The organism is Cupriavidus oxalaticus, assembly GCF_038900635.1.
Lineage (GTDB): Bacteria > Pseudomonadota > Gammaproteobacteria > Burkholderiales > Burkholderiaceae > Cupriavidus > Cupriavidus oxalaticus_B.
This window is the reverse complement of the sequence record NZ_JAYMRX010000003.1, coordinates 207,889-228,573: the sequence shown is the minus strand read 5'-3', so window position 1 is coordinate 228,573 and position 20,685 is coordinate 207,889. Positions and strand designations below refer to the sequence as shown.

21 protein-coding genes, 1 tRNA gene and 1 pseudogene are annotated in these 20,685 nt (G+C 65.3%); 8 read left to right on the top strand and 15 right to left on the bottom strand.

Annotated features, from left to right (window positions below):
* The first annotated feature begins 90 nt into the window (after positions 1–90).
* Positions 91–489, top strand: coding sequence for a hypothetical protein (locus VSR71_RS07735; protein WP_342913312.1), 399 nt, complete (start codon positions 91–93; stop codon positions 487–489).
* A gap of 63 nt (positions 490–552) precedes the next feature.
* On the opposite strand, the gene VSR71_RS07730 is transcribed toward VSR71_RS07735, so the two are convergent.
* Positions 553–2,070 (bottom strand): acetyl-CoA hydrolase/transferase family protein, encoded by a 1,518-nt coding sequence (locus tag VSR71_RS07730; protein WP_342913311.1) that lies wholly within the window; start codon positions 2,068–2,070, stop codon positions 553–555.
* A 410-nt stretch (positions 2,071–2,480) separates the two neighbouring features.
* Between VSR71_RS07730 and VSR71_RS07725 the strand changes: the two genes are divergently transcribed.
* The gene (locus tag VSR71_RS07725) at positions 2,481–3,083 is read left to right on the top strand and encodes a MarR family transcriptional regulator (protein WP_342913310.1); all 603 of its coding nucleotides are present in this window, start codon (positions 2,481–2,483) and stop codon (positions 3,081–3,083) included.
* A gap of 257 nt (positions 3,084–3,340) precedes the next feature.
* A complete protein-coding gene (locus VSR71_RS07720; RefSeq protein ID WP_342913309.1) occupies positions 3,341–8,206 on the top strand; it encodes an NAD-glutamate dehydrogenase in 4,866 nt (1,621 codons plus the stop codon).
* Positions 8,207–8,260: 54 nt separating this feature from the next.
* On the opposite strand, the gene VSR71_RS07715 is transcribed toward VSR71_RS07720, so the two are convergent.
* The 3 genes from VSR71_RS07715 to VSR71_RS07705 all read right to left on the bottom strand — a co-directional run bounded on the left by VSR71_RS07715 (position 8,261) and on the right by VSR71_RS07705 (position 9,366).
* Entirely contained in the window at positions 8,261–8,641 is a 381-nt protein-coding gene (locus VSR71_RS07715; RefSeq protein WP_342913308.1) for a hypothetical protein, read from the bottom strand.
* A gap of 101 nt (positions 8,642–8,742) precedes the next feature.
* Entirely contained in the window at positions 8,743–8,931 is a 189-nt protein-coding gene (locus VSR71_RS07710) for a hypothetical protein (protein ID WP_029047721.1), read from the bottom strand.
* 45 nt (positions 8,932–8,976) lie between these two features.
* Positions 8,977–9,366, bottom strand: coding sequence for a hypothetical protein (locus tag VSR71_RS07705; RefSeq protein ID WP_342913307.1), 390 nt, complete (start codon positions 9,364–9,366; stop codon positions 8,977–8,979).
* Between the two features lie 240 nt (positions 9,367–9,606).
* Between VSR71_RS07705 and VSR71_RS07700 the strand changes: the two genes are divergently transcribed.
* From VSR71_RS07700 to VSR71_RS07680, 5 genes and pseudogenes are all read left to right on the top strand, one after another.
* Complete coding sequence (locus tag VSR71_RS07700) at positions 9,607–9,867, top strand: hypothetical protein (RefSeq protein WP_342913306.1); 261 nt, start codon at positions 9,607–9,609, stop codon at positions 9,865–9,867.
* A gap of 41 nt (positions 9,868–9,908) precedes the next feature.
* On the top strand, positions 9,909–10,415 hold the full coding sequence (locus tag VSR71_RS07695; RefSeq protein ID WP_342913305.1) for a cupin domain-containing protein: 507 nt from the start codon (positions 9,909–9,911) through the stop codon (positions 10,413–10,415).
* A 187-nt stretch (positions 10,416–10,602) separates the two neighbouring features.
* Complete coding sequence (locus VSR71_RS07690; RefSeq protein WP_342913304.1) at positions 10,603–10,851, top strand: hypothetical protein; 249 nt, start codon at positions 10,603–10,605, stop codon at positions 10,849–10,851.
* A gap of 3 nt (positions 10,852–10,854) precedes the next feature.
* Positions 10,855–11,154 carry a hypothetical protein gene (locus tag VSR71_RS07685; RefSeq protein ID WP_342913303.1) on the top strand — a complete coding sequence of 100 codons (300 nt, stop codon included), beginning with the start codon at positions 10,855–10,857 and terminating at the stop codon, positions 11,152–11,154.
* A gap of 23 nt (positions 11,155–11,177) precedes the next feature.
* A pseudogene (locus VSR71_RS07680) lies at positions 11,178–11,318 on the top strand (DUF2188 domain-containing protein); the annotation flags it as partial.
* Between the two features lie 13 nt (positions 11,319–11,331).
* On the opposite strand, the gene VSR71_RS07675 reads toward VSR71_RS07680, so the two are convergent.
* The 11 genes from VSR71_RS07675 to thrS form a co-directional block, all read right to left on the bottom strand.
* Positions 11,332–11,499, bottom strand: a complete 168-nt coding sequence (locus tag VSR71_RS07675; protein WP_342913302.1) for a hypothetical protein — start codon at positions 11,497–11,499, stop codon at positions 11,332–11,334.
* Between the two features lie 108 nt (positions 11,500–11,607).
* Complete coding sequence (locus VSR71_RS07670) at positions 11,608–11,889, bottom strand: hypothetical protein (protein ID WP_342913301.1); 282 nt, start codon at positions 11,887–11,889, stop codon at positions 11,608–11,610.
* Between the two features lie 196 nt (positions 11,890–12,085).
* Positions 12,086–12,162, bottom strand: a tRNA-Pro gene (locus VSR71_RS07665).
* A gap of 56 nt (positions 12,163–12,218) precedes the next feature.
* Positions 12,219–12,641, bottom strand: a complete 423-nt coding sequence (locus tag VSR71_RS07660) for a MerR family transcriptional regulator (RefSeq protein WP_342913300.1) — start codon at positions 12,639–12,641, stop codon at positions 12,219–12,221.
* A gap of 133 nt (positions 12,642–12,774) precedes the next feature.
* A complete protein-coding gene (locus VSR71_RS07655; protein WP_063238522.1) occupies positions 12,775–13,185 on the bottom strand; it encodes an integration host factor subunit alpha in 411 nt (136 codons plus the stop codon).
* 89 nt (positions 13,186–13,274) lie between these two features.
* Entirely contained in the window at positions 13,275–15,722 is a 2,448-nt protein-coding gene (gene pheT, locus VSR71_RS07650) for a phenylalanine--tRNA ligase subunit beta (RefSeq protein WP_342913299.1), read from the bottom strand.
* A 70-nt stretch (positions 15,723–15,792) separates the two neighbouring features.
* Positions 15,793–16,824, bottom strand: coding sequence for a phenylalanine--tRNA ligase subunit alpha (pheS, locus tag VSR71_RS07645; protein ID WP_342913298.1), 1,032 nt, complete (start codon positions 16,822–16,824; stop codon positions 15,793–15,795).
* Between the two features lie 250 nt (positions 16,825–17,074).
* Complete coding sequence (rplT, locus tag VSR71_RS07640) at positions 17,075–17,431, bottom strand: 50S ribosomal protein L20 (protein WP_008650487.1); 357 nt, start codon at positions 17,429–17,431, stop codon at positions 17,075–17,077.
* A 28-nt stretch (positions 17,432–17,459) separates the two neighbouring features.
* Positions 17,460–17,657 carry a 50S ribosomal protein L35 gene (rpmI, locus tag VSR71_RS07635; RefSeq protein WP_006575466.1) on the bottom strand — a complete coding sequence of 66 codons (198 nt, stop codon included), beginning with the start codon at positions 17,655–17,657 and terminating at the stop codon, positions 17,460–17,462.
* Positions 17,658–17,824: 167 nt separating this feature from the next.
* A complete protein-coding gene (infC, locus tag VSR71_RS07630) occupies positions 17,825–18,346 on the bottom strand; it encodes a translation initiation factor IF-3 (RefSeq protein WP_081479471.1) in 522 nt (173 codons plus the stop codon).
* 47 nt (positions 18,347–18,393) lie between these two features.
* Complete coding sequence (thrS, locus tag VSR71_RS07625) at positions 18,394–20,301, bottom strand: threonine--tRNA ligase (protein ID WP_342913297.1); 1,908 nt, start codon at positions 20,299–20,301, stop codon at positions 18,394–18,396.
* Positions 20,302–20,685 lie beyond the last annotated feature (384 nt).

The window sequence follows — 20,685 nt, the reverse complement described above, 5'->3', positions numbered from 1 at the left end:
CCACACGGCCGGCACCGCATGCCGGACCACGCTCGGCCCCAACCCGGCAACGCACAGGCGCTGCGCTGCCGAAATCGTGAGGATAAAGACATGCTGAAGAAGACCGTTTCGACCCTGATCGTTGCAGCATTCGCCGCTGTGGGCGCGACGCAGGTTTATGCGCAGAAGAACTACACCGAGGGCGGCGACCTCTACGGCGGCAGCCACACCAAGAAGCAGGCCAGCCCGAACCAGAACCCGGCGAAGTCGGGCAAGTTCGATCCCTACACCGATGGCGCCAAGCAGTCGACGCGCTCCGACCTGACCAACTCGGGCAAGAAGGTCGACCCGAACACCGACGGCGCCAAGGCCGGCAAGTACGATCCGTACACCGACGGCGCCAAGGCCGGCAAGTACGACCCGTACACCGATGGCGCCAAGGCCGGCAAGGCCGACCCGTACACCGATGGCGCCAAGGCGCCCGCCAGCCAGGGCAGCAAGGCGCAGTAAGCCCGCAATGTCCAGGCAAGACAGCCCGCTTCGGCGGGCTGTTTGCTTTCTTTCGTACGGGTTTCAGGCGGCCAGGGCCTGCGCCGGCTGTACGGGCCGCATCGTGCCGCGATCGCGGAAGCCCATGTGCCAGGACAGCGCTTCTTCCAGCAAGTGCGGCGTCTGGCCGCCGTGGGCGCTGGCGCGGCGGAAATAGTCGCCCAGAAACTCGCGGTACTGCGGGTCGGCGCAATTGGCGATGACGGTGAGTGCACGCTCGCGCGGCGCCAGGCCGCGCAGGTCGGCCAGGCCATGCTCGGTGACGATGATGTCGACGTCGTGCTCGGTGTGGTCCACATGCGCCACCATCGGCACAATGCTCGAGACATCGCCGCCCTTGGCCACCGACTTGGTCACAAACACCGACAGGTGCGCATTGCGCGCAAAGTCGCCGGAGCCGCCGATGCCGTTCATCATGTGCGTGCCGCCCACGTGAGTGGAATTGACGTTGCCGTAGATGTCGCACTCCAGCGCGGTGTTGATGGTGATCAGCCCCAGCCGGCGCAGGATCTCGGGATGGTTGCTGATCTCCTGCGGGCGCAGCAGCAACCGCGAGCGGTAGCGGTCCAGGTTCGACAGGAAGCGCTGGTAGACCTCGCGCGTCAGCGTCACCGACGAGGCCGAGGCAAACGACAGCCGGCCAGCATCGAGCAAATCGATGGTGCTGTCCTGCAGCACCTCGGAATACATCTTCAGGTCGCGGAACGGCGAGTCCACCAGCCCGTGCAGCACCGCGTTTGCAATGGTCCCGATGCCGGCCTGCAGCGGCTGCAGCGACGGCGACAGCTTGCCCGCGCGCACTTCGCGCAGCAGGAAGTCATTGAGGTGGCCGGCGATGCTGCGGGTCTCGTCATCCGGCGGCAGCGCATTGGAAGGGCTGTCGTCCTTGGCGGTGATAACGATGGCAGCGATCTTTTCAGGATCGATCGGGATATACGGAAGTCCGATGCGCTGCTCTGGCGCGATCAGCGGGATCGGCTGGCGGTACGGGCGCTGGACCGGGAAAAAGATGTCATGCAGCCCTTCCAGCTCCAGCGGCATGTTCATGTTGATCTCGACGATCACCTTGCGCGCCAGCATGGCAAAGCTGGCCGAATTGCCGACCGAGGTGCTGGGGATGATGCCGCCCTGCTCGGTGATCGCGACGGCCTCGACCACCGCCACGTCAACCGGCGCAATCTGGCCGGAACGCAGCTGCTCGACGGTTTCGGACAGGTGCTGATCGATGAACATCACTTCGCCGGCGTTGATCTTGCGGCGCAGCGTGGCATCGGACTGGAACGGCAGGCGGCGCGCGATCACGTCGGCCTCGGCCAGCACGCGGTCGATGTCGTTGCCGAGCGAGGCGCCCGTCATCAGCGTGATGCGCAGCGGCTCGGTCGCCGCACGGCGCGCCAGCGCGAACGGGACTTCCTTGCAGTCGCCCGCGCGGGTGAAACCGCTCATGCCTACGGTCATGCCGTCACGGATCAGCGCGGCGGCTTCGTCAGCCGAGACTACCTTGTCATGCAGCCTGGCCAGGCGAATGCGTTCCTTGTACATCCTTATCTCCGGTCTGGCGGCACACGCCCTTGCCTGTGCCGCTCGCCCCGTGCCTTGTTTGCCGAAAGGCTGGCGTTGTGGGGTCTCCGGCTCGCAGTGTAGCCAGCCGATCCCATTCCGGCTGTGATTTAAAGTCATGAACAGCAGTCGCATTCTTCATAGTTACGCAGTGCCAGCGACCTTCGCTCCACTCACTGCAACCAGAGTCTCAGGGCATACCCGCAATGTCACAAAAATGGCAAAAGTTTCTGGTAGTGTCTCGCCCTATCGGTTGAACGGGCCCGCCAGAGAGGTTCAGCAACCGTGCCGCCCGGGCCGGCCATGCTCGGCCCATCAACCCGTTGCACAAGCGTGACGGGTGCCCGCAGCATCGTAGTGGCGGCAAATTTGAAAATCAGGAGACGCCATTCATGCAGCCCAGACCTCTCGAACCCAACGAGCCGGTCGTCCTTGCACTGGTCGACGCCGTCACCGCCTGGCAAGACGCCCTGGAACAAACCCTCTCCGCCACTGGCCTGACTTACGCCAAATGGCTGTTGCTGCGCGCGATCAAGCGCGGCGACTTTGTGCGCGGCGCTCCGTTGCCTGGCGCCATGTTGATCGACGTTCCGCAGTCCGAACTGCTGCTGCATGAACTGCGTCGCGACGGCTGGATCGAGCAAGCCGAGGGCACTACGCCCCGCATCGCCGACATCGCAGTGAGCCGCCTCGAGCGCGTTTCGCAGGCGCTCAGCGCGCTGCACAGCGTGTCGGTGGCACCGTTCAACTCGCACGAGCGCGTGGCGCTGGGCAGCCTGCTGGAACGGATGAGGATCCGGCTGAACGACCACACCACGCGCCAGATCCGGGTGGGCGGCGAAGCCGCGCGCCAGGGCAAGGCGACTGCCGGCGGTACTGCCTGCGGGCTCGCCCCGCAGGGTAGCGCGCCGGCGTCCGGCCTCCCCTGCGCGGGACTGCCCCCGGTCGCGCATCGCCCGGCCTATTGTCCGATCCTCGCCAGCGCGCGCTTCTGAGGCGCGCTTCTGAGGCGCGCTTCTGAGGCGCGCTTCTGAGGCGCGCTTCCAAGGCGCATGCCAGGCCGGTTGCCCCTCTTCGGCAAGCGGGCCGGCCGCACTGTCCGGATCATTCGCTTTCTTCGCGACTTTATCCCGCCAGGTCCGCTGATTTTTCCTAAAGTATGAGCATGCCCCGGCACATGCCGGACCGGGCGGCGCCATTGCCGCGCGGTCCGCGCGGGCCGCGTCGTCCATCGATACCGCCAGGAGGAATCATGCCGCAGGAGAACGAAGACAAAGTCGCGCACCTGCTGGACGAACTGCTTGCCTTTGCCCGGGAGCGGCTGCCGGCGGCCACGTTCGGCGTCGCCGAGTCCTTCCTGCGGCACTATTACGACCAGGCCGACTTCGACGACCTGCTGCACCGCGAAGTCGCCGACCTGTACGGCGCCGTGATGGCGCACTGGCAGACCGCGCAGAAGTTCGTCCCGGGCAGCGCACGCATCCGCATCTACAACCCCACGCTGGAAGAGCATGGCTGGCACTCCGACCATACCGTGGTCGAGATCGTCAACGACGACATGCCCTTCCTGGTCGACTCCGTGACCATGGAGATCAATCGGCAAGGGTTGGCGTTGCATTCGGCGATCCACCCCGTGTTCCGCGTCTGGCGCAGCGCCGCCGGCGGGATCGAGCGCATCGCCCTGGGCGGCGCCGGCGAGCCCGGCGACAATTCGCGCCTGGAATCCTTTATCCACTTCGAGGTCGACCGCAGCGGCGAGGCCGCGCGGCTGGAGGCGCTGCGCAGCGGCATCGCGCGCGTGCTGGGCGACGTGCGCGCCGCGGTCGAAGACTGGCCCGCGATGTGCGACATCACCCAGGCCACCATCGCCGCGCTGGCGCAGGCGCCTGACGCCGCCTCCCCCGACAGCACCGAGGCCCGCGCCTTCCTCGAATGGATGATGGACGACCATTTCACCTTCCTCGGCCAGCGCGACTACCAGCTGGTGGCACAGGAAGGGCGCTATTTCCTGCGTGGCGTGCCGGGCTCCGGCGCCGGTATCCTGCGCGAGAGCCTGCGCGAACCGGACTCCGAGGACCTGACGCCGCTGCCCGCCGCGGCCACCGCCATCATCGAAGGCGCCTCGCCGATCTTCGTCACCAAGGCCAACTCGCGCGCCAGTGTGCACCGGCCGGGCTATCTCGACTATGTCGGGGTCAAGCTGCTGGATGCACAGGGCAAGTTGTTCGGCGAGCGCCGTTTCGTGGGCCTGTACACCTCGACCGCCTATATGGCGCCGATCGCCGAGATCCCGCTGGTGCGGCGCAAGTGCGCCAATATCCTGGCGCGCGCCGGCTTTCTCACCAAGGGCCACCTGTACAAGTCGCTGGTCACCATCCTCGAGCAATACCCGCGCGACGAACTGTTCCAGGCGAGCGAGGATGAGCTGTTCGACATCACCACCGGCATCCTGCGGCTGCAGGAACACCAGCGCACGCGGCTGTTCGTGCGGCGCGACCGCTTCGACCGCTTTGTCTCGTGCCTGGTGTTCGTGCCGCGCGACAAGTACAACACCGACCTGCGGCAGAAGATCCAGAAGCTGCTGACCGCGGCCTTCCACGGCACCAGCTGCGAATTCACGCCGCTGCTGTCGGAATCGCCGCTGGCGCGCATCCAGCTGACCGTGCGCGGCGAGCCGGGCACGATGCCGCATGTCGATACCGCAGAGCTGGAACAGCGCATCGTCCACGCCAGCCGCCGCTGGCAGGACGACCTTGCCGAAGCGCTGCACGAAAGCCACGGCGAAGAACAGGGCAACCGGCTGCTGCAGCGCTATGGCAGCTCGTTCCCGGCGGGCTACCGCGAAGACTACCCCGCCCGGACCGCGGTGCGCGACATCGAGCTGATGGAGCACGCGCTGCGCGCCCACCAAAGCGCGCGCGGCATGGCCATGAACCTGTACCGGCCGATCGAGGCCGCGCCGGGCGCGTTCCGCTTCAAGGTCTACCGCGCCGGCGAGCCGATCGCGCTGTCGCACAGCCTGCCCATGCTCGAACACCTGGGCGTGCGCGTGGACGAAGAACGCCCCTACCTGATCGAGCCCGACAGCGGCGCGCCGGTGTGGGTGCATGATTTCGGGCTGGAGATTGCTGACAGCGGCGGCGCGGCGGACTTCGATATCGCGCGTGTCAAGGCACTGTTCGAAGATGCCTTTGCGCACGCCTGGCATGGCGAGATCGAGAACGACGACCTCAACCGGCTGGTGCTGCGCGCAGAGATGGCCGCGCGCGACGTCACCATCCTGCGCGCCTACGCACGCTATTTGCGCCAGGTGGGCTCGACCTTCAGCGATGCCTATATCGAACGCGCGCTGACCGGCAATGCAGGCATCGCGGCGATGCTGGTGGGGCTGTTCATCGCGCGCTTCGATACCGTCAGCCAGGTGGCTGCGGACACCGCGCGCCAGGCACGCTGCGACAAGCTGCTGGCCGAGATCGAGGCGGCGCTCGACAAGGTGCCCAACCTCGACGAGGACCGCATCCTGCGGCTTTTTCTGGGCGTGATCCAGGCCACCGTGCGCACCAACTATTTCCACCGCAGCGACGACAGCCAGCCACGCCCCTACGTGTCGTTCAAGTTCAACCCCGCGCTGGTGCCGGGGCTGCCAGAGCCGCGGCCGATGTTCGAGATCTGGGTCTATTCGCCGCGGGTCGAGGGCGTGCACCTGCGCGGCGGGCGCGTCGCGCGCGGCGGGCTGCGCTGGTCCGACCGCCGCGAAGACTTCCGCACCGAGGTGCTGGGGCTGATGAAGGCGCAGATGGTGAAGAACACGGTGATCGTGCCGGTGGGCTCGAAGGGCGGCTTCGTGGTCAAGCGCCCGCCCCCGCCGACCGACCGCGATGCATTCCTGCAGGAAGGCATCGCCTGCTACCAGACCTTCCTGCGCGGGCTGCTCGACCTGACCGACAACCTTGTCGGCGGGCAGCTGGTGCCGCCGCCCGACGTGGTGCGGCATGACGACAATGATCCCTATCTGGTGGTCGCGGCCGACAAGGGCACGGCGACGTTTTCCGACTTCGCCAACGCGATTTCCGCCGAGTATGGCTTCTGGCTCGACGATGCCTTTGCCTCCGGCGGCTCGGTCGGTTACGACCACAAGAAGATGGGCATCACCGCGCGCGGCGCGTGGGAATCGGTCAAGCGGCATTTCCGCGAGATGGGCGTCGATATCCAGACCACCGACTTCACCGTCGCCGGCGTCGGCGACATGTCGGGCGATGTGTTCGGCAACGGCATGCTGCTGTCGCCGCATATCAAGCTGGTAGCCGCCTTCGATCACCGTCACATCTTCCTCGACCCCGACCCGGATCCCGCGCGCACGCTGGAGGAACGCACGCGGCTGTTCAATCTGCCGCGCTCGAGTTGGGCCGACTACGACGCCACGCTGATCTCCGCCGGCGGCGGCATCTTCCCGCGCACGGCCAAGACCATCGCGCTGACGCCGCAGGTGCAGGCGGTGCTCGGCATCACGGCCAGCGCGCTGTCGCCGGCCGAGCTGATCCATGCCATCCTGATGGCGCCGGTCGACCTGCTCTACAACGGCGGCATCGGCACCTACGTCAAGTCGAGCCACGAAACGCACCTGCAGGCAGGCGACCGCACCAACGACGCCGTGCGCGTCAACGGCAACGAACTGCGCTGCAAGGTCGTCGGCGAAGGCGGCAACCTGGGCTTCACCCAGCTTGGCCGGATCGAGTTCGCGCGCAAGGGCGGCCGCATCAATACCGATGCCATCGACAACTCCGCCGGCGTGGACTGCTCCGACCATGAGGTCAATATCAAGATCTTGCTGGGGCTCGTGATGGCCGATGGCGAGATGACCGAGAAGCAGCGCAACAAGCTGCTGGCCGAGATGACCGACGAGGTCGGCCTGCTGGTGCTGCAGGACAACTACTACCAGACCCAGGCGCTGTCGGTGGCCGGGCGCCACGCCGCGCCGCTGCTCGATGGCGAGGCGCGGCTGGTGCGCTGGCTGGAGCGCGCCGGGCGGCTGAACCGGGCGCTCGAATTCCTGCCTTCAGACGAAGAGATCGCCGAGCGCAAGCTGGCCGGCGAAGGGCTTACCTCGCCCGAGCGCGCGGTGCTGCTGGCGTACAGCAAGATGTGGCTGTACGACGCGCTGCTGGATTCCGACGTGCCCGAAGACCCGCTAGTCGGCGGCCTGCTCGCCGATTACTTCCCGGTGCCGCTGCGCCAGCGCCATGGCGAAGCCATGCATCGCCACCCGCTGCGGCGCGAGATCCTGTCGACGCACCTGACCAATATGCTGGTCAACCGCATCGGCGCGACCTTCGTGCACCGGATCATGGAAGAAACCGACGCGCGCCCCGCCGACATCGTGCGCGCCTGCCTGATTGCGCGCGACGTGTTCGGGCTGACCGCGCTGTGGCAGGAGATCGATGCGCTGGACAACCGCGTGCCCGATGCCGAGCAGGCCCGTATGTTCGGCGAGTTGGCGGTGCTGCTGGAGCGGGCCTGCCTGTGGTTTATCCGCTATCTGCGCGGCGGCCAGGCCGGCGCCGAACTGGCGCGCTTTACGCAGGCGGCACAGTGGCTGCTGCCCCAGTTGCCGCAGCTGCTGCCGCCGGCCGATGCCACGGCGCTGGCGGAACATGCCAGGACCTTCTCCGATGCCGGTGTCGACGAGGCGCTCGCCTTGCGCGTTGCCGGCAGCGAGATTTCCGCGGCGGCGCTGGATATCGCCGAAGTGGCCAACGCGTGCGAACGCAGCCTCGACCTGGTTGCGGGGGTGTACTTCGCGCTGGACAGCCACCTGAGCTTCAGCTGGCTACGCGAGCGTGCGCTGGCGCTGCCTTCGGACACGCACTGGGACCTGCTGGCGCGCACCACCACGCTGGAAGACCTGGGCCGGCTCAAGCGTGCGCTGACGGTCAGCGTGCTGTCGCAGCAGGGGGAACTGAAATCGCCGGAAGCGATGATCGATGCCTGGCGTGCCAGCCGCCATGGCGCGCTGGAACGCTTTACACGCATGCTGGCCGACCAGCGCGCATCGGGTGCGGCGGGACTGTCGATGCTGTCGGTCGCGGTGCGCGAGATCGGTATGCTAGAGCGCGGCTAGCGCCTCATCCCTGACACGGGCAAGGCGACAGGGCGGGGGACGGACACGGCGAGCCTATTTGTCGGCGCCCGCGGCGCCGTCTTCGCCGCCGCTGTCGTCAGCGTCGTCGAGGTCGGTGTCAAGGCCCTCGTCGTCCCGGCGGGCGCGCAGCTCCAGCCCAAGCAGCACCAGCAACTCGAAGGCATCTGACAGCAGGTGCTTCTGCCGCGGCAGCAGGCTGGCATAGGGCATGTCGTAGATCGACTGGTGCGCGGCGCGCTGCCCCTTGAGGCCGCGGTCGCGCGCGATGTCCGACAGCAGCGCCGCAAACCCGGACAGGTCCTGCGCCGCCAGCGCCGAATTCAATACCTTGGCGATGACTTCCGGGGAAGCGTTCGCCCAGCCCATGCGTTCAGCATTGGAAGCGGAGTTTTGAGGGAAGTCGGCAAAGTCCATTTTGTGTTTAACGGTCTCGCCCGAAGGAGCTTAAGTCGGCAGCCATGTGAATTTGACCCCACATGCGTGGGGTGCTGCACAGGCTTGCGGCGCCGATACGTCTAGCGCGCTGCCGGCTTCGCGGCTACCTGCCGATAGACCGTGGTGCCGTCGCGCGCGGTGCGGGCTTCGACATGGTTGCGGGCGCCGCATTGCGGGCAGCGGAATACCGGCCCCTGCCCTTCGTTGCGGATCTGCACCTCATCCGGCTCCCAGCGCGCGCCGCAAGCCTGGTTCCCACAAACAAACATGAACTCTCCTGAAAATTGAAAATTTGGGCCGCGATAGCGGCCCGCTCAACCATTGCGTTGCACCCACTGCCGCGCCCATGAAATCGCCGCGGCGCGGGCATCCTCCGGCGTGGCATGCGTGGTCGGCGGCCCGCCGCCTTCCAGCACGACGGCGCCAGACTCCCAAATATCGCACAACGCCTTGAAACGTCCCGGCCCCAGCGCGTGGCAGAACACGTGGACGACAAAGCCGCGATACTCGACCACGTCGGTTGCGTCATCGGTCAGCGCACGGTCGGCACTGGCATTGGATGGCACCACCGGTGCGTCCGCACGCGGGTCCGGCCTGCCTCGTGCCGGACCTGTCCGCAGCAACATCGCGCAGGCACCGCCCAGCGCCGCGCCAAGCGCCACGCCCAGGCCAAACCAGCAAGCCCTGCTTCCACACTGCGCCATCGGCATCCCCTGTCAGCGGCCGCCAGCCGGCCATCGTGCCACCTGCGCAAGACCGCCGGCAGCGCGCGGTATTGCTTTCAGAAGGTTATACCAATCCGGAAAGAGGCCATTGGCAGCGGACGGCGCGCTGAAATAAGAATTTCGGACGTGACCGCAGCGCGGGCGGTGACTATACTGTATATCCATACAGTAATTCAACGGCGTTCTGCATTCGGCAGCGCCGCCGCATGGTCTTGCCATATGCCCCTGTATCAGTCCGATTCCATCCTCCTAGAGGCCTTTTATTTCGGCGACGATGCCGAATCCCTGCGCTTGCCCTGCGGCAGCGTCAGCATTGACGCCGGCGCCATCATCGTCCACGGCATCGAGCCCGACCTGCTGCGGTCGCTGCGCTGGACGCCCGATTTCCTCTCGTTCGATGCGCACGGCACGCGCCACCGCTATCCGGTCAGCCGCCCTGCGCTGGTCGGCCCTGCGCAGGCACGCTTCGCCCTGCTTTAAGCTATCGCTTCCGCCCGCACCCATGCCCTGCCGACACCGACATGCCAGACCGCAGCCCTGCCGCCGACGCACTGATCCGCACGCTTGAACTGATGCCGCACCCGGAAGGCGGCTTCTACCGCGAGACCTACCGCAGCGAAGAACGCGTCGTGTGCGCCGACCAGCGTACGCGCGAAGCCAGTACCGCGATCTACTACATGCTGTGCGGCAACGACTATTCCGCGTGGCACCGCATCCGTTCCGACGAGTTGTGGCACTTCCACGCCGGTTCGCCGATAGACGTGCACAGCATCGCCGACGGGGGCATCGTCACGCAGCGTCTCGGCGATCCCTTGCGCCACGCCGGCGCGTCGTTCCAGGCGATGGTGCCCACCGGGCGATGGTTTGCCGCGGAACGCGTGGACCTGGGCGACGGCGTCGACTTTGCGCTGGTCGGTTGTACTGTGGCGCCGGCCTTCCAGTTCAGCGAGTTCGAACTGGCCGACGCAGCCGCGCTTGCAAGCCTGGCAAGCGGCCACGACGCCCTGCTGCGCCGGCTCTCGCGATAGCGCGCGCGGCAAAAAAACAGCCCGCCGCGGCGGGGTGCCGGCGGGCCGTCAGGACTGCGGCGCCAGTCTACGCCGCCACCTCGCGCGCCCATCGGCAAAGAACCCGGGTATCCCACCGCTTTTTCCTCCGACAGTCCGCGCAGCAGCGCTATACTGTATATCCATACAGTATCTTCCTGTTCGCCCCATGTCACCCGAACCCGCCAACTGCCCCGTCTGCGGCGCCGCCGCCGAGCGCCTGCGCGCCGCGCCGCGCGGCTACCGCTACACCTGCCCCAGCTGCGGCACCTTCCAGATCAGCTCCCGTGCGCTGTCATGCCGCCCCGGCCTGCCGGCCTCGGCGCGGGAAGATATCCGCCGGCTGCGCGCCTACGGCCACCTCCCGCTGCTGGACCTGACCCGGGATGGCATCAGCATCAGCCCCGGCAGGCCCTGACCGATGGGCAACAACAAGCTCGCTTCCCGCTGCCACGTACCGGCAGCGCCGCCCGACAGCTACCCGGTCCCCGGTGCCAACGGCATCCTGGGCCGCATTCCCGGCCACTACATTGCCGCCGCGCTGGGCACGCTCGGCCTCGCCACGCGCGACGGCCCCGCCCACCGGGAGGTGCTGCTGGAAGCAGGCCACGCCGTCGCCGGCACCGTACGGCTGTTTATCGAAAAGAAGCAGGCACGCCACGGCCGGTACACGCATTACTACTGGTCCGCATACCGTGCCGAGCCGGAGCAACGGCCGTAAGGGTGCTTGCTGCTGTCTAGCTGTTTGCGTCGCAGGAAGACGCGATCGCCGCCGGCACGGAGAAAGCGAAGCAACTGCGCGTCGAACTACTGATTCACGGCCGCGACGGCCAGATCCGCATGCGCAACAGCTTCGGCAACGACCCGTCCGATATCAAGGGCTAGTGGCTGTACCGGACTATTCGCCCGCTGGCTCCTGTCCGCTGCCACCAAGATACAACCCCTCGACGCGCGACCGCGTCGCATAGTAAGCGAGTATCAACGACGCGGTCAGCGCAAGTCCCGCCACCGCCAGCGCGATACAGGTGGTACCGGCGATCCCCATCCCATGGTCCTTGTCCGACATGCCGTCCTCCGTCGTTGCGACAGGACGATGGTCCTGTCATGCCATGGCCGCAGCCAGAGCATTCACTATAGGCGCGATGCGGAAACGTCTGCGGCCAACGTCACGCCTTCATGAACGCTTGCATTCGACCTTCTCTTCATACTCCCCGTCGTCGTCCCACTTACGCTCAATCAGGCACGGACCATCGCGAAATTTTTCCTTGTGCTCATAGCCGCGCGGACCACCCTTGCACTTGCGCTCTTCCTTGTATTCGCCATCTTGCTTGACCTCACGCTCGATCTTGCAGGGGCCGCTGCGGAATTTTTCCTTGTACTCACCGCCGGCATGTGAGACGGGTGAGGCCAGCAGGCAAGAGAAGATGACGATGGGGGTAAGGTGTGTGCGTGCCATGGGAACGACCTGCTCGGGGGAGTACCGAGCATAACAACCGCCGCGGCAAGCGGCTGTATCAAAGCGTTACGCAGCATGCCATCCGTGTTCTCCCGCTGCGGGTGCATGGCGATGCATGGCAAGTGAGCTCGCATCACTGCGGGCAACACGCGCAAAGAAAAACCCGCCTGGTTTGCACCAGGCGGGTTTCTTGTTCTGGTCGGGGCGAGAGGATTTGAACCTCCGACCACCTGCACCCCATGCAGGTACGCTACCAGGCTGCGCTACGCCCCGAAAGAAGAAAATTATATCAGAATCATTTCCCGTATGACTAGGTCCGGACGCACAAATTATCCGTGCTTCGCGATCTCGCGCAACTGCGCGAGCAGGTGCTGCACCTCGACCAGTTCATTGCGCAGACCCGCCACATCGATCGACAAGGCTGCCGGGCTTTCCTCGCGGCGTTCGTCAGCGGTTTCCGCCGCAGCGGCGGTGTGATGACGGCCTTCGTCGAGCCGGTTGCGCGCGCCGTTGATGGTGAAGCCCTGCTCGTACAGCAGCTCGCGGATGCGCCGGATCAGCAGCACTTCATGGTGCTGGTAGTAGCGACGGTTACCGCGGCGCTTGACCGGCTTGAGCTGCGTGAACTCCTGCTCCCAGTAGCGCAGGACATGCGGCTTGACGGCGCAAAGCTCGCTCACCTCACCGATGGTGAAGTAGCGCTTGGCCGGGATCGGCGGCAACGCGATGCGTTCGCTGGATTTGTCCGACATGCAGAGTGTAGACGTGCGTCAGGCCATGCCGGCCATGAGGTTGGCGCGCAGGGTTTTGCGCGCCCAGAAGGATACCGATGCAGGCCTGCGGAAGCAATCCGCCTTTCGGGTGAAGCGATGACGCGGCGAAGCGTCAGCCGGCGATGTCCGCGCGCTCTTCGACCAGGCCCTTGAGCTTCTGGCTGGCGTGAAACGTCACGACCCGGCGCGCGGTGATCGGAATCACTTCACCGGTCTTGGGATTGCGGCCGGGCCGCTGCGGCTTGTCGCGCAACTGGAAGTTGCCGAAGCCGGACAGCTTGACACTGTCGCCCTGCTCCAGCGCTTCGCGGATGACGTCGAAGAAGGCCTCGACCATGTCCTTGGATTCGCGCTTGTTCAGGCCGACCTGGTCGAACAGCATCTCGGCGAGTTCGGCCTTGGTCAGCGTGGGAACTTCGGGCGCGCGGGTATCCGGCGTCGCGTCGTCAAGGGTGGAAGCCTGCCGGTCGCTCATGTCACCCAGTGCTGCAGCGGTCATGGAATTCGCGTCTCGATCATTCATGTCGATCGCTCTAGTGTCTGTCTGGCGATCCGCCCGGGGCCAGGCCCGGGCGCCCTTGTTTATCGTAAGCCGTCGCTAGTGGCGTCAGTCTAGCCGCGCAGCCGGGCCTGGAAGGCCTCTGTCAGCGCGTCGACCATGGAGCGCACTGCGCTGTCGACGGTTTCGTCCTGGAGGGTCGACCCAGTATCTTGCAAGGTCACCCGGAACGCAAGGCTTTTCTCGTCCGCGCCGATGGCGGCCGAAGCGGCCTTGGGACGGAACTCGTCGAACAGCACCAGGCCCTGGCAGAAGCGGCCATAGCCCTGCTTTTCCAGCGCCGCGCGCATGGCGTCGAGCATGTCCTGCACGCGTACCGATTGCTTCACCACCACGGCGAGGTCGCGCACGGCGGCCGGGAACTTGGAGATTTCGGTGTATGTGGGCAGGCCGGTCTCGCGCAGCGCGTCAAGCTCCAGTTCGAACAGCACCGGTGCGTGCTGCAGTTCGTATTCCTGCAGCCAGCGCGGATGCAGTTCACCGACCACGCCAACCGGCTTGCCATCGACCACCACGCGCGCGGCGCGGCCAGGATGCAGCGCCGGGTGCGACACCGGCTCGAAGCGCGGCACGCGCGGATGGAACAGCGCCTCGACGTCGCCCTTGACGTCGAAGAAGTCGACATTGCGCGTGGCGATGCCCCACTGCTCTTCAAATGCCGGGCCGTAGGCGATGCCCGCGGCCATCATCGGCTGGTGGTAGCCGGCCACCGTCAGGCCGCCGTCCTTCACGCTCTCGTCGCGATGGAACACGCGGCCCACCTCGAACATGCGCACGCGCGCGGCCTTGCGGTTCAGGTTGTAGCGCACCTTGTCGACCAGGCCGCCGACCAGCGACGAACGCATGACGGCCAGCTGGCTGGCGATCGGGTTCAGCAGGCGGATCGGCTTGTCGTTGGCGGCGAAGTCGCGTTCCCACTTCTCTTCGACGAAGGCGAAATTGATGACTTCCTGGTAATCGCGCGCAGCCAGCGCGTGGCGCACCACGTGCGTCGAGCGGCGGGCTTCGTGGGTCGGGCGCATTTCGCTTTCGGCGACCGGCGGCCGCGCCGGGATGCGCTCGAAGCCGTAGATGCGCGCGACTTCCTCGATCAGGTCTTCCTCGATCTCGATGTCGAAGCGGTAGCTCGGCGGCGTGACCTCAAACACTTCGCCTTCGGCGCCTTGCGCGCGCGTAAACGGCAGTTGCAGACGCTGGAACACATCGGCGATGGCGGCCGGCGACAGCTCGATGCCGAGCACGCGCTCGGCGCGCGCCACGCGCAGGCTGACCGGCTTGCGCACCGGCAGGTTGACCACGTGGTCGTCCACCGGACCCGCCTGGCCGCCGCAGATCTCGAGGATCAACGCAGTGATGCGCTCGATATGCTCGACGGTGGTGGCATAGTCCACGCCGCGCTCGAAACGGTGCCCCGCGTCGGTGGAGAAGTTGTAGCGGCGGCTGCGGCCCTGGATCGCGGCCGGCCACCAGAATGCGGCTTCGAGGTAGATGTCGGTGGTGTCCAGCGTGACGGCAGTGCTGTCGCCGCCCATGATGCCGGCCAGGCTCTCGATTTCCTTATCATCGGCGATCACGCCGACCTGCTCGTCGACCCCGATGGTATTGCCGTTCAGCAGCTTGATCTGCTCGCCCTTGCGGCCCCAGCGCACGTCCAGGCCGCCATGGATCTTGTGCAGGTCGAACACGTGCGACGGACGGCCCAGTTCCAGCATCACGTAGTTCGAGATATCGACCAGCGCGGACACGCTGCGCTGGCCCGAGCGCTCCAGGCGCTGCACCATCCACTGCGGCGTGGCGGCGCGTGCGTTGACGCCGCGGATGATACGGCCGGAGAAGCGACCGCACAGATCGGGCGCCGACACCTTGACCGGCAGCTTGTCCTGGATCGTCACCGGCACCGGCGACATGTCAGGCAGGTTCAGCGCGGCACCGGTCAGCGCCGACACTTCGCGCGCGACGCCGTGGATCGACAGGCAATCCGCCTTGTTCGGCGTCAGCTTGATGACGAAGACCTGGTCATCCAGGTCCAGGTACTCGCGGATGTTCTGGCCGACCGGCGCATCTTCGGGCAGCACCATCAGGCCGCCGTGCTCTTCGGACAGCTTCAGTTCGCGGGCCGAGCACAGCATGCCGTAGCTATCCACGCCACGCAGCTTGCCGATCTTGATTTCGAACGGCTGGCCGCCGTCCTCCGCCGGCGGCAGCACCGCGCCGACCAGTGCGCACGGCACCTTGATGCCGGGCTTGACGTTGGGCGCGCCGCAGACGATCTGCAGGGTCTCGCCGGTACCGGCATCGACCTGGCACACGTTGAGGCGGTCGGCGTTGGGATGGCGCTCGGTCGACAGCACGTGCGCGACCACCACCTTGTCGAACGGCGGCGCGACCGGGCCCACCTCTTCCACTTCCAGTCCGGCCATGGTCAGGCTGTGCGACAGCGCGTCGGTGGAGATCTTTTCAGGGTTGGCGAAGGTGCGAAGCCAGGATTCCGAGAATTGCATGGCGCTTCTGATCCGGTAAGTATTCTGTGTAGTCGGTGACGAGTGTTGCGGCGGCTGAATCAGCCCCGCGTCAAGCGAACTGGCGCAGGAAGCGCACGTCGCCCTCGAAGAACAGGCGCAGGTCGCTGATGCCATAACGCAGCATGGTCAGGCGTTCGAGGCCGGAGCCGAACGCGAAACCGATATAGCGCTCGGGATCGAAGCCCATGTTGCGCAGCACGTTCGGATGCACCTGGCCCGAACCGGAAATTTCCAGCCATTTCCCATTGCCGAAGGCCATGTCGATTTCCGCCGACGGCTCGGTGAACGGGAAGTACGACGGGCGGAAGCGCACCTGGATGTCATCGCGCTCGAAGAACTTGCGCAGGAAATCGGTGTACACGCCCTTGAGGTCGGCAAAGCTGACGTCCTCGCCGATCCACAGGCCTTCGACCTGGTTGAACATCGGCGAGTGGGTGGCGTCGCTGTCGACGCGGTAGGTACGGCCCGGGCAGATCACCTTGATCGGCGGCATCGCCTTGCCCGCGTACTTTTCCACGTGCATCCTGGCGTAGCGGACCTGCATCGGGCTGGTGTGCGTGCGCAGCAGCAGGAGCTTGTCGTCGCTGTCGCGGCCATCGACGTAGAACGTGTCCTGCATCGAACGCGCCGGATGGTTGTCCGGGTTGTTCAGCGCGGTGAAGTTCATCCAGTCGGTTTCGATCTCGGGGCCGTCGGCCACGTCGAAGCCGATCGAGCCGAAGATCTGCTCGACACGCTCCCACGTGCGCATCACCGGATGCAGGCTGCCGCGGCCAACCGCGCGGCCCGGCAGCGTGACGTCGATGGCTTCGGCGGCCAGGCGCGCGTTCATCAGCGCATCGGCCAGCGCCTGGCGTCGCGCCTGCAGCGCGGCTTCCACCTGCTGCTTGACCTGGTTGATGCGCGCACCCTCGCTCTTGCGGGTCTCCGGGTCGAGCTTGCCGAGACCCTTGAGCAGTTCGGTCAGCGCGCCGGTCTTGCCCAGGAAGCGGGCCTTTTCGTTTTCCAGCGTGGCGTTGTCATTGGCGGCGGCGAAAGCGGCCTGGGCGTCAGCGACGATTTGGTCCAGATCCTGAGACATGGCGGCGGTCGTGGAGTGTTCTGACGTCGGCGGAACAATGTCAAGAAACAAGGCCGGCTCGACGTGGGTTGGCACTGCGTGCGGTATGCGTTTCCGGATGCCGTCTTGATAACAAGCGCGAAACGGTATCCGGAACCGCAAATAAAAACGGGGCTCGGTGAGGAGCCCCGTTTCAGCGGACCTTGCGGTCAGCGGTCGACCTTGCGGTCGGTGCTTGCCCGGCGGCGCTTACGCGCAGCCGCAGCCGGCATCAGGCAACGGTGGCTTTCACCTGGTTGACGATGGCGGCAAAGGCAGGCTTGTCGTGAATAGCCATGTCCGACAGCACCTTGCGGTCCAGTTCAATCGAGGCCTTCTTCAGACCGTTCATGAACACGCTGTAGGTCATGCCATGCTCACGCGTCGCGGCATTGATACGCGCAATCCACAGGGCGCGGAACACGCGCTTCTTGTTGCGGCGATCGCGGTACGCGTACTGGCCAGCACGCATGACCGCCTGCTTGGCGATGCGATAGACATTATTGCGACGGCCGCGGTAACCCTTGGCAGCATCGATAACCTTCTTGTGACGGGCCCGTGCAGTGACCCCACGCTTTACTCGAGGCATGTAATTCTCCTTTCGTTATCGTCAGGGGTTATGCGTAAGGCATCATCGCGCGCACCGACTTCAGGTTCGTCTCATGGACGTCCTGAGTACCGCGCAGTTGACGCTTGTTCTTGGTGGTCTTCTTGGTCAGGATGTGACGCTTGAAGGCCTGGCCACGCTTGAACGAACCGTTCGGACGGGCAGTAAAGCGCTTGGAAGCGCTTTTCTTCGTCTTCATCTTCGGCATGAAAAACTCCAGCTCATATGACATGCATGCAGGTGGACGGCTCACGCCGACGCTTGCAAGACCCGCATCCACTTGTTGTTGCACGATGCCCTTGCAGGGCACGCGCGACTTCCGCACGAAGCAACGCCGGGAAGCGCTGGCATCCCGGCCGCCGCACCGCGCAAGAATTACTTCTTCTTCTTGGGGGCGAGCACCATCACCATCTGGCGCCCTTCCATCTTCGGCATCTGCTCGACCTGGCCGATCTCTTCCAGATCCGCCTTCAGGCGTTCGAGCATGCGCGCGCCGATTTCCTGGTGGGCCATCTCGCGACCACGGAACCGCAGCGTGATCTTGGTCTTGTCGCCATCTTCCAGGAAGCGCTTCAGGTTGCGCAGCTTGACGTTGTAGTCGCCATCATCCGTACCCGGCCGGAACTTGACTTCCTTGACCTGGATGATCTTCTGCTTCAGCTTGGCCTCGTGGGCGCGCTTGGCTTCCTCGTACTTGAACTTCCCGTAATCCATGATCCGGGCGACGGGCGGAGTCGCGTTCGGGGCGATCTCCACCAGGTCCAAGTCCTTGTCCTCAGCCAGCCGCAGAGCGTCCATGAACTTGACGATGCCGAGCTGCTCGTTATCAACCCCTACCAGGCGCAGTTCGGGCGCGCTGATTTCGCGGTTGATGCGATGACCTTTGTCCGTAGCGATGTTGCGTTACCTCAAGAAGACAAAAAAACAAGCCGTGCTCACCACCCTCAGGCTTTGCTGGCGACGTCGTGTTGCAGACGCTCAACAAACGCGGAAACGGGCATCACACCCAGATCCACGTTGCCACGGGCACGCACGGCCACTTGATTGGCATCCCGTTCCTTGTCGCCCACCACTAGCAGGTAGGGAACCTTCTGAAGGGAATGCTCGCGGATTTTATACGTAATTTTCTCGTTGCGCAAATCGGCCTTGGCCCTAAACCCTTGTTTTTGCAGCAATTGCACGACGTTTTCGGCGTATTCCGCCTGCGAATCCGCAATATTCATGACCACGACCTGATCCGGCGCCAGCCACGCGGGCAGCGCGCCGGCGTGGTTTTCCAGCAGGATGCCCAGGAAGCGCTCGAATGAGCCCAGGATCGCGCGATGCAGCATGACCGGGCGCTTGCGGGAGTTGTCCTCGGAGACGTACTCGGCACCCAGGCGCTCCGGCAGCACCAGGTCGAGCTGCAACGTCCCGCATTGCCACGAGCGGCCGATTGCGTCCTTGATGTGGTACTCCACCTTCGGGCCATAGAACGCGCCCTCGCCCGGCAGTTCTTCCCATTCCACGCCGCAGGCGCGCAGCGCCAGGCGCAGGCCTTCCTCGGCGTGATCCCAGACCTCGTCGGAGCCGGAGCGCTGATCGGGGCGCAGCGACAGCTTCACCGAAACGTTCTTGAAGCCGAAGTCGTCGTAGACCGAGAACGCCAGTTCATTGAACGCCTTGGCCTCGGCCACGATCTGCTCTTCCGTGCAGAAGATGTGGGCATCGTCCTGCACAAAGCCGCGCACGCGCATCAGGCCATGCAGCGCGCCCGAGGGTTCGTTGCGGTGACAGGCGCCGAACTCGGCCAGGCGCAGCGGCAGGTCGCGGTACGAGCGCAGGCCGTGATTGAAGATCTGCACGTGGCCCGGGCAGTTCATCGGCTTGATCGCGTAGTCGTGCTTCTCCGACTCCGTGACGAACATGTTCTCTTTGTAGTTCTGCCAGTGGCCGGACTTTTCCCAGAGCGAACGGTCCATCACCTGCGGCGTGCGCACTTCGTCATAGCCGGCGTCGCCGAGGCGGCCGCGCATGTATTGCTCGACGGCCTGCCACACCTGCCAGCCCTTCGGGTGCCAGAACACCATGCCGGGCGCCTCTTCCTGCAGGTGGAACAGGTCGAGCGTCTTGCCCAGCTTGCGGTGGTCGCGCTTCTCGGCCTCTTCCAGCATGTGCAGGTAGGCTTCCTGGTCTTCCTTTTTGGCCCAGGCCGTACCGTAGACGCGCTGCAGCATCTCGTTGTTGGAGTCGCCGCGCCAGTAGGCGCCGGCCACCTTCATCAGCTTGAAGACCCTGAGCTTGCCCGTCGACGGCACGTGCGGGCCGCGGCACAGGTCGACGAAATTGCCTTCGCGGTACAGGCCGATTTCCTGGTCGGCCGGGATCGACGCGATGATCTCGGCCTTGTACTTCTCACCCATCGACTCGAACAGCGCCACCGCCTCATCGCGGTTCCACACTTCGCGCGTGACCTTCTCGTCCTTGCGGGACAGTTCCGTCATCTTCTTCTCGATGGCGGCCAGGTCTTCCGGCGTGAAGGGGCGCTTGTAGGCGAAGTCGTAGTAGAAGCCGTTCTCGATCACCGGCCCGATCGTTACCTGCGCTTCCGGATACAGTTCCTTGACGGCATAGGCCAGCAAGTGCGCCGTGGAGTGGCGGATGACGTCGACGCCATCGGCGTCCTTGTCCGTGACGATGGCCAGCTGGGCGTCGTCCTCGATCTTGTAGCTCGTGTCGACCAGCTTGCCGTCCACCTTGCCGGCCAGCGCGGCCTTGGCCAGGCCGGAGCCGATGCTCTGCGCCACTTCGGCAACCGTTACCGGGCCCGGGAACTCGCGGCGGGACCCATCCGGCAGCGTGATTGCGATCATTTGGACTCTCCAGGATTCCGCCGGCGGCGCACTGCGCCTCGGCCGGGCGGATCAAACTGCATCTTGCGGGCACCGGTCCGCGGCTGCGCGACCCGGCGATTGTTCGATTATTTTTTGCTGCACACTTCGCACCGCCGAAGCGCGCGAGAGCGGCAGCTTATCAGGCTGCCGGCAGGCGACAGACGAAAAAAAACGCGGCCAAGGCCGCGTTTCTCTTTGTCAAACCCGTTTCAACCGGGCCGGAAGGCGCACCTCGACTACCGTCGCTTGCCAGCGGTAGTAGTTCGCGGTGTCATAAACATGATGCCTTTCCGTTCCATTTCAGGTTGAATCGGACTTGCCGCACTTCGTTGATAGTGCACGATCTAATGCGCACGATTTACT